This is a genomic window from Stenotrophomonas sp. Sm6012, assembly GCF_030985895.1.
Taxonomy (GTDB): domain Bacteria; phylum Pseudomonadota; class Gammaproteobacteria; order Xanthomonadales; family Xanthomonadaceae; genus Stenotrophomonas; species Stenotrophomonas forensis.
The window spans coordinates 1-7,090 of the sequence record NZ_JAPTFX010000190.1 but is presented as its reverse complement, the minus strand read 5'-3'; the positions used below and the strand labels follow the sequence as shown (position 1 = coordinate 7,090).

Below are 7,090 nucleotides of genomic sequence, written 5' to 3'. Positions count from 1 at the left end.
CGCCGGGCATGACCCGGCGCCGCCGGACCGGCTTACCGCCCGGTCTTCACCTCGGTCCACAGCCGGGTGTAGAGCTTGTCGGTCTCCGGCGTGTTGATCGAATAGGTGAACATCCTCTCGGCCACATCGGCCGGCGGGTAGATGGTCGGATCGGTACGGATCGCCTCGTCCACCAGCGGGGTCGCGGTCGGCACCGGGTTGGCGTAGTGGATGAAGTTGGTGTTGGCTGCGGCCACCTTCGGCTGCAGCAGGTAGTTGATGAACGCGTAGGCCGCTTCCGGGTGCTTGGCGTCCTTCGGGATCGCCAGCATGTCGAACCACTGCGGGGCGCCTTCCTTCGGGATCGAGTAGGCCACGTGCACGCCATTGCTGGCTTCCTCGGCACGGTCGCGGGCCTGGATGATGTCACCCGACCAGCCGACCACCAGGCAGGTGCCGCCATTGGCCAGCGAGCCCACGTACTGCGAGGAGTGGAAATTCTGCACGTACGGACGGATCGACTTCAGCAGGTCGGCCGCCTTCTGCAGCTCGGCCGGGTCGGCGCTGTGCGGGTCCAGGCCCAGGTAGTGCAGCGCGATCGGGATCATGTCCGCCGGCGTGTCCAGGATGGTCACGCCGCAGTCCTTCATCTTGCTGATGTTTTCCGGCTTGAACACCAGGTCCCAGCTGCTGGCGATGTCGGCGCTGCCGCCGAAGCGCTGCTTCAGCATGTCCACGTTGTAGCCGATGCCGGTGGTGCCGATCATGTACGGCACGCCGTACTGGTTGCCCGGGTCCTGGGTGGCGATGCGCTTCATCACCGCCGGATCGAGGTTGGCCAGGTTCGGGATCTTGCTCTTGTCCAGCGGCAGGAACACGCCGGCCTGGATCTGGCGCCCGAAGAAGTTCAGGGTCGGCACCACCACGTCGTAGCCGCTGTTGCCGGCCAGCAGCTTGGTCTCGACCATCTCATCGCTGTCGAACACATCGTAGGTCACCTTGATCCCGGTCTCCTTCTCGAAGGTCGGAATGGTGTCCTCGGCGATGTAATCGCTGTAGTTGTAGACGTTCAGGACCTGGCTGTCCTGCGCGCCACCTTTGCCACCGCCACAGGCGGCGAGCATGGCGGAGGCCAGGCCGAGCGTGAGGATACGCAGCTTCATCGGGTGCTCCAGAATGCGGAAGGGGGGCCGGCGGAGCCGGCAACGGGTGCCAGCCTACCCCCCGGCGGCGGATTTTTCTATTGCGGACGCTCAGACGTTCAGCAGCAGGAACTCGCGTTCCCACGAGCTGATGACACGGAAAAAGGTCTCGTATTCCTTGCGCTTGACCGAGATGTAGGCCCGGCAGAAACGCTCGCCCAGCAGCGCCTGCAGCGCGCCGCACTGTTCCAGGCCATCCAGCGCCTCGCCCAGCGAGCGCGGCAGGTTGTAGCCCAGTTCCTTGGCACTGCCACTGACCGGCGCATCCGGCGCAAGGCGCTCACGGATGCCGAGCAGGCCACAGGCCAGGGTGGCCGCCATGGCCAGGTAGGGGTTGGCGTCGGAACCGGCAAAACGGCTTTCGACGCGCATGTTTTCCGGAGTATCCAACGGCACCCGCAGGCCGCAGGTGCGGTTGTCGAACCCCCAGTGCACGTTGCTTGGTGAAACCTCGCCGAACACCAGCCGGCGGTAGGAATTCACGTTCGGCGCGAAGAAGGCCATGGCCATCGGCACATACTTCTGCAGGCCCGCCAGGTAGTGGGCGAACATGGGGCTGAAATCCTCGCCGCCATGCTCGCCACTGAACACGTTCTGGCCGTCGCTGATCCGCACCAGGCTCTGGTGGATGTGCATGGCACTGCCGGGCTCGTTCTCCATCGGCTTGGCCAGGAACGTGGCATACACGCCGTGGCGCATCGCCGATTCGCGCATGGTGCGCTTGAACAGGAACACCTGGTCGGCCAGGTCCATCGCGTTGGCGTGGGTGAAGTTGACCTCCAGCTGCGCCGCGCCGGACTCGTGGATGAGCGTGTCGACGTCCAGCTTCATCGCGTCGCAGTAGTCGTACATCAGGTCGAGGATCGGGTCGAACTCGTTGACCGCATCGATCGAGTAGGACTGGCGCGCCGTTTCCGGACGCCCCGAGCGGCCCGCCGGGGGCAGCAGCGGGAAATCCGGGTCGGTGTTCTTCTGCACCAGGAAGAACTCCAGTTCCGGTGCCACGACCGGGCGCAGGCCCAGTTCGGCATAGGCGTCCAGCACCCTGCGCAGCACGTTGCGCGGCGCCAGCTCGTGCGGTTCGCCGGTCTTGGTGTAGCAGTCATGGATGATCTGCGCCGTCGGGTCGGTGGCCCAGGGCACCATGCGCACGGTGTCCGGGTCCGGACGCAGGATCATGTCCGAATCCGACGGCGAGGTCAGGTCGTAGTAATCATCGGGGAACTCGCCGGTGACCGTAGTGGCGAAGATGCCTTCCGGCAACCGCGTGCCGTAGTCGTGCGAGAACTTGTCGGCGGGAATGATCTTGCCGCGCGCGTTGCCGGTGATGTCCGGCACCAGGCATTCGACCTCGGTGATCCGCCGCTCCTTCAGCCAGCGCAGCAGGCTGCTTTCCTGCGGTGCGGGGGGCGTGGCCGTCTTGCGCGGGCGCGTTCGGGAACTCATCGGGAATCCAGTCGGTTCTGTTGGTGCTGCCGGCAAGCTTGGCCGAACGCACGGAAAATAGCGTGATAGAACGGCGCCTGCATGACACGCCACTCCGGGTGCCACTGTACGCCGAGCACGAATCGATGATGCAGGCTGCGCGCCGCCTCGACCAGCCCGTCGTCGGCCACCGCCTCGACCTGCAGCCCCTGCGCCAGGCGGGCGATGCCCTGCCCATGCACCGAATTGACCTGCACGCGCTCGCCCTCGTGCCACTGCGCCAGCCAACCATCGGCTGCCAGCGTGACCGCGTGGGCCGGGCCGTACTGCACCTCCACCAGCGCCTGCGGGTCCTCGCGATGGTCATCCAGGCCCGGCACGGCATGCACCTGCGGATGCAGGCTGCCGCCCAGTGCGACGTTCAACTCCTGGAAGCCGCGGCAGATCGCCAGCACCGGCAGGTCCAGCGCCAGCGCCCCGTGCAGCAGCGCGAAGGCATTGGCATCACGCGCCGGATCATGCGGGTTGCCCGGCCAGCTGCGGCCGCCTTCATAGTGTTGTGGTTCGATGTTGCTGACCGCACCGGTCAACAGCAGGCCATCCAGCCCCTGCAGCCAGTCACTGGCCGGCAACGGCGGCTGCAGGCTCGGCAACACCAGAGGGGTGACGTCGGCCGCCTCGGCCAGCGCGCGCACGTACTTCTCGCCGGCCATCGCGAAACGGTGATGGCCGAGCACGGTACTGTCGGTGGGCAGGCCCACCCAGGGCAGCCGGCGCATGGGAAAACTCCTTGGCGTGGGGACACGTTACCCGCCGGCCGACGAACGCGGCAAGTCATCACCGTCACACCATGGCCGTCATCCATCGGCGAAACTACACGGGTGAACACCGATCACCCTCCCCCACTCCGACCGTCTGCGCCGCAAGCGCGAGGCCTGCAGTGAGCGCCGCCTTCCCACCCAGCTGGTACGCAGCCAGCCTGCCCGAACCACCCGCGCTGCCCGCGCTGCGGGGCGATGCGCAGGCCGATGTGGCCGTGCTTGGCGCCGGCTATACCGGCCTGACCGCGGCGCTGGAACTGGCGGCGCGTGGCCAGCGCGTGGTCCTGCTGGAAGCACAGCGGATCGGCTGGGGCGCCTCCGGGCGCAACGGCGGGCAAGCGCTGGTTGGCTACGGCTGCGAGGTGGATGAGCTGGAGCGCCAGCTCGGCCGCGACGATGCCCGCCGCCTGTTCGACTGGTCGCGCGATGCCGTGCAGGCGATGCGCATGCGCATCGATCGCCATGGCATCGACTGCCACTGGGTGGAAGGCCACGCCAGCGTCGCCATCCGCGAGCGTCACGAGCGTGATCTGCGCGCCAACTGTGAACACCTGCAGCGCCACTACGACTACCCCATGCAGTGGTGGGACCGTGACTCCCTGCATGCGCAGCTGGACAGCCCGCGCTACCGTGCCGCAATGTTCGACCCGCTCAGCGCGCACCTTCAGCCGCTGGCCTATGCACGCGGCCTGGCCGATGCAGCACGCGCGGCCGGGGTGGTCATCCACGAGGATTCGCCCGTGGTGCGCATCCAGCGTGGCTCCCAACCCGCGCTGCACACGGCGCAGGGCAGCGTGCGCGCCGCGCACCTGGTGGTGGCCGGCAACGCCTGGCTGCAGGGCCTGCTGCCCGAGCTGGAACGGCGGATCATGCCGGTCGGCACCTATATCGGTGCCAGCGCGCCACTGGGTGCGCAGCGCGCCCGCGCCCTGATCGGTAACAACATGGCCGTGGCCGACACCGCCTGGGCACTGGACTATTTCCGCCTCAGCCACGATCACCGCCTGCTGTTCGGCGGCCGCGCCAGTTATTCGGCCCTGCCCCCGCCCGGGCTGCACGGGGTGATGCAGCGGCGCATGCACCAGGTGTTCCCGCAGCTGGCCGACGTGCCGGTGGAGCAGGTCTGGGGCGGCTACGTGGACATCACCCGCAACCGCGCCCCGCACTGGGGCCGGCTGGATGGCAACCTGTATTTCGCGCAAGGGTTCTCGGGGCATGGCGTGGCCGCCGCCGGGCTGGCTGGCGAGGTGATTGCCGCCGCCATCGCCGGCCAGAGCGAGCGGCTGGACGTGTTCCAGCGCCTGCGGCATGCGCCCTTCCCCGGCGGGCGCCTGCTGCGGATGCCGCTGCTGGTGGCGGCGATGTCGTGGTACAAACTGCGGGACGCGTTGTGGTGAAACAGTGAGCTGGCACGGAAAGATTCCGAAGAACCGGCAACTCCTGATCCTCTACAGCATGTGAAAGACACTTATACAGAAGGCGTGACGGAATTCTCATTTGATCGGCAGATCGCATCGTCAATTGCATTATCTAATGCATGCCGATACCGTCCCCCAGAACCGGGTCCCGCGGCGAATGGATACTGACAGGGAACGTGCTAGAGGGAGAAGTGCGATTGAACTGGTGGAATGAAGGTCTGCAGTTGAAGTTGCGTATCCGCCCGGCGGGGCTAGCGCTTGCGCTGTTGTATGCCATCGCGTGCTGGGCGTCTCGCCAGTTGTCGCTCGACCAGTTCTACCTGCCCGCCGGCGTCCGCGTGGCTGCAGTGCTGTTGTTCCCCCCTCGCTGGTGGCCGTACCTGCTGCTCGGCGAATACGCCTACTTTGCGCAGATGCGCGTGCCAATGATCGAGAAGTATGGGCTGGCCTGGATAGTGCTTGGTTCGGCGCTACTGATGCCTGCAGTGATGCTGATCGTGCATCTGCACCGGAAGATGATGGTCACCACGAAGAACGCGTGGCTGATTTCAGTTGCGGCGGCATCGGCGCTGGTGGTCACGGCGCTCAATCTGATGTTGGCACACCTTCTGTGGCCGACACCACCGGATATGCCGGTGCTTGCCAGCATCGCGCGCCTGGTCGTTGGCGACTTCATTGGCATACTGACGCTTGCACCGCTTGCGTTGCTGTGGACACGCCGGACCGGCAACGCCCGTTGGACATCAGGCTTCACTCCGCCTGCACTCGCTGCACTGACGTTGATGACGATGATTGGCCTGTATGCCGCACAGCTCCCGCTGGACGAAGCCAACGCCAAGACGTCGATGCAGCTGCTGATGGCGCTGCCGGTCGTCGTGCTCACCTGCCTGTATGGCTGGAGAGGTGCGGCGATCGGCGTACCGTCGCTCAACTTGATCATTGGTCTGACCACACCAAGCCCCTATACCGGTGCGTTCGATCCAGCCGCGTTCGCGACCCAGCAGATCATGGCGGTCACCGGCGCTGCACTGCTGGTGCTGGGGTCGCGCATTACCCACTACTACCACCGTTCGAGATTGGGCGAAGTGGGTGAAAGAGATGCGCTCAAGCACGCGCGCAATTCACTGGTGGCAAGCGAGCTTGATCTCCGTGAGCGCGCGCGACACCTGAGGAAGCTGGGGGACGGCATCGACACATCGCTCAGCGAGGTGGTGAATTGGCTCAATGCACAGGGCCATCCCACGATAGCGAACAGTCTCCTGCATATGGCTTCGGTCCATTCACGACAGTTCCGTGAACAGACCAGCATGGTCTACCCCGCCGCATTGGAACATCTTGGGCTCTACGTCGCCCTACAGGCCGGCGGCGTACGTAAAAGCTGGGATCTGAGTCATCGCGTGATGCGCCCTTGCTTGCTCGGTGATCCCTGTCAGCTCAGCGTCGGCCTGCAGCTTGCCGCCTATCGCGCTCTCACCGATGCCGTTTCACTGTTGATCAACAGTGAATCAGGTCAGATCAGCATCCGCGTGCGTTGTGGCAGGAGAGGAGAACGCCGCGGCATCCTGATGACGGTCGCACTCCTGGATTCGTACCGCAGCCTGTCACCGTCCACTTGCACCGCCACGGTCGAGCGCTTGGCTGGCCGGACGATTGCCTATGGCGGAACAGTGCAGTGCCATCGGAATCGGATACGGATGGCGATGATGGAAACGGGTGACTCCGCTGCCATCGGCATTGCATCATTCAACGCTATGGATCACGTAACGGCCTCGGGACAGGGAAACTCGCAGACCCAAACCTGATGGCCGATGCCCGCCAAAGGGCAGCCCTTACCGCAATCACCCTCTAACCGCGTTCATCGCGGCAAGTGCAGCGGCGCGGGATATCCCCACACCGCTGCGCACTTCAGCGTCTTTACGGTGTTTCAACCGACCAGATGACCTCGCCGCCACTACGATAACGCACCAGTGAAAAATCACTGCCGCTGTAGATCTGCGAGCGGCTGGCGCCTGCCGGTATCTGGATTTTCTGCTGGGGCAGCGAAACCTTAGCCAGATTGTCGCCTGCCGGCAGCACCCAGTATGCCCCCCCTGCGTTGCCGATGATCAGCTGCACGTTTCCGAGGAGGTCGTTCACCTGCAAATAGGTGATGCCGTCACGCTGGAATCTGGACCGGCCAGCCTTTCGTAGACATCCGGTTGCCATAATTGATGGCAATGACCGAGGTGTTTATGGGCAACAGCAA

Annotated in this window: 6 protein-coding genes; 2 read left to right on the top strand and 4 right to left on the bottom strand. The window is 65.1% G+C overall.

Annotated elements, in window-relative coordinates; all coding sequences use genetic code 11:
• Positions 1-32 precede the first annotated feature (32 nt).
• The 3 genes from O0J73_RS20685 to O0J73_RS20675 form a co-directional block, all read right to left on the bottom strand.
• Positions 33-1,142, bottom strand: a complete 1,110-nt coding sequence (locus tag O0J73_RS20685) for a polyamine ABC transporter substrate-binding protein (RefSeq protein WP_006429232.1) — start codon at positions 1,140-1,142, stop codon at positions 33-35.
• A 90-nt stretch (positions 1,143-1,232) separates the two neighbouring features.
• A complete protein-coding gene (locus O0J73_RS20680) occupies positions 1,233-2,627 on the bottom strand; it encodes a glutamine synthetase family protein (RefSeq protein ID WP_006429229.1) in 1,395 nt (464 codons plus the stop codon).
• Positions 2,624-3,385: a gamma-glutamyl-gamma-aminobutyrate hydrolase family protein gene (locus tag O0J73_RS20675; protein WP_308309526.1), complete on the bottom strand. Its 762-nt coding sequence runs from the start codon at positions 3,383-3,385 to the stop codon at positions 2,624-2,626. The genes O0J73_RS20680 and O0J73_RS20675 overlap by 4 nt, the downstream gene beginning before the upstream one ends.
• Positions 3,386-3,546: 161 nt before the next feature.
• On the opposite strand from O0J73_RS20675, the gene O0J73_RS20670 reads away from it, so the two are divergent.
• Both O0J73_RS20670 and O0J73_RS20665 read left to right on the top strand, forming a co-directional pair.
• Positions 3,547-4,824, top strand: a complete 1,278-nt coding sequence (locus O0J73_RS20670; protein ID WP_308309525.1) for an FAD-binding oxidoreductase — start codon at positions 3,547-3,549, stop codon at positions 4,822-4,824.
• A gap of 212 nt (positions 4,825-5,036) precedes the next feature.
• On the top strand, positions 5,037-6,647 hold the full coding sequence (locus O0J73_RS20665) for an MASE1 domain-containing protein (RefSeq protein ID WP_006429168.1): 1,611 nt from the start codon (positions 5,037-5,039) through the stop codon (positions 6,645-6,647).
• 112 nt (positions 6,648-6,759) lie between these two features.
• Here O0J73_RS20665 and O0J73_RS20660 read toward each other — a convergent pair whose 3' ends face one another.
• The gene (locus tag O0J73_RS20660) at positions 6,760-6,981 is read right to left on the bottom strand and encodes a hypothetical protein (protein ID WP_308309524.1); all 222 of its coding nucleotides are present in this window, start codon (positions 6,979-6,981) and stop codon (positions 6,760-6,762) included.
• Between the last annotated feature and the right edge of the window lie 109 nt (positions 6,982-7,090).